The 1,744-nt window shown below is 62.8% G+C and carries 1 protein-coding gene; it reads left to right on the forward strand.

Annotated elements, in window-relative coordinates; translation table 11 throughout:
• Positions 1-128: 128 nt before the first annotated feature.
• On the forward strand, positions 129-1,637 hold the full coding sequence (locus QMX98_RS34470) for a sigma-54-dependent transcriptional regulator (RefSeq protein WP_077748702.1): 1,509 nt from the start codon (positions 129-131) through the stop codon (positions 1,635-1,637).
• Positions 1,638-1,744 lie beyond the last annotated feature (107 nt).

A 1,744-nucleotide genomic window follows, 5' to 3' on the forward strand; every position in this document is an offset into this window, starting at 1 on the left:
GCTTTTAGCGGTCTTGATGGCCCTTCGCGGGCAAGCCTCGCTCCTGCAGGTTGAACACGTGCATTTCACCTGAGACCCGCCCCAAGGCATACTTGCCCCCCTCCGCTCGCCAGATTGAAAACCGCCCCATGCGTATCCACGTCAGCTTCATCGACCGCGTCGGCATTACCCAGGAAGTCCTGGCCCTGCTCGGTGGGCGCAATCTCAATCTGGATGCGGTGGAAATGGTCCCGCCCAACGTGTACATCGACGCTCCGACCCTGAGCCCGGAAGTGCTCGAAGAGCTGCGCGATGCGTTGCTCAGCGTGCGCGGCGTGCAAGCGATGACGGTGGTCGACATCCTTCCGGGGCAACGGCGGCACTTGCAGCTCGATGCGCTGCTCGCCGCCATGACCGACCCGGTGCTGGCCCTGGACAGTGACGGCAAAGTGCTGCTGGCCAACCCGGCGCTGATCGCGTTGTATGGTCGCGAACCGGCCGGTGAAAGCGTCGCCGATCTGTTTGCCGACCCGGCGCTGCTTGGCGTATTACTCGAAAACGGCTTCCGCCTGCCGCTGCGCGAGATCACCGTCAACGGCCAGACCCTGCTGCTCGATGCCACCCCGATCACCGACGCCGGCGCCCTGCTGACCTTGTATCAACCGAACCGCATCGGCGAACGCCTCTCGGCGCTGCACCACGACCATGCCGAAGGTTTCGACGCATTGCTCGGCGAGTCCCCGGCGATCCGTACCCTCAAGGCACGCGCCCAGCGCGTGGCAGCACTGGATGCGCCGTTGCTGATCCAGGGCGAAACCGGAACCGGCAAAGAACTGGTGGCGCGGGCCTGCCACGCCATCAGCGCCCGGCACGGTTCGCCGTTCCTGGCGCTGAACTGCGCCGCATTGCCGGAGAACCTCGCCGAAAGCGAACTGTTCGGCTACGCCCCTGGCGCCTTTACCGGTGCGCAACGGGGCGGCAAACCGGGGCTGATGGAACTGGCCAACCAGGGCACGGTGTTTCTCGATGAAATCGGTGAAATGTCGCCGTACCTGCAGGCGAAGTTGCTGAGGTTCCTCAATGACGGCAGCTTCCGGCGAGTCGGGGGTGATCGCGAGGTAAAGGTCAATGTGCGAATCCTCAGCGCAACTCACCGCAACCTGGAAAAAATGGTCAGCGAAGGTTCGTTCCGCGAAGACTTGTTCTATCGCCTCAACGTCCTGAATGTCGAAGTCCCGCCCCTGCGCGAACGCGGTCAGGACATCCTGCTGCTGGCGCGCTATTTCATGCAGCAGGCCTGCGCACAGATCCAGCGCCCGGTCTGTCGTCTGGCGCCGGGGACTTATCCTGCACTGCTGGGTAACCGCTGGCCGGGCAACGTGCGGCAATTGCAGAACGTGATCTTCCGTGCGGCGGCGATTTGCGAAAGCAGCCTGGTGGACATCGGCGACCTCGACATCGCCGGCACCTCGGTGGCGCGCCAGAGTGACAGCGATGTCGATAGCCTGGAGCAGGCGATGGAAGAGTTCGAAAAGACGTTGCTGGAAAAACTCTACGTCAGCTACCCCTCTACCCGGCAACTGGCCAGCCGCCTGCAAACTTCCCACACGGCGATCGCCCATCGACTGCGCAAGTACGGCATTCCCAATAAGCCGTGAGGCCGGATATACAATCTCCCAACCGGCACAAAACAACTGTAGGAGTGAGCCTGCTCGCGATAGCGGAGTGTCAGTTGCTGCATGTGTTGACTGACACACCGCTATCG

Origin of the sequence: Pseudomonas sp. PS02303, assembly GCF_029959925.1 — a bacterium.
Taxonomy (GTDB): domain Bacteria; phylum Pseudomonadota; class Gammaproteobacteria; order Pseudomonadales; family Pseudomonadaceae; genus Aquipseudomonas; species Aquipseudomonas mandelii.

Excerpts from the sequence above, each read along its gene's own strand:
- QMX98_RS34470 (WP_077748702.1), top strand. The coding sequence starts at position 129 with ATGCGTATCCACGTCAGCTTCATCGACCGCGTCGGCATTACCCAGGAA.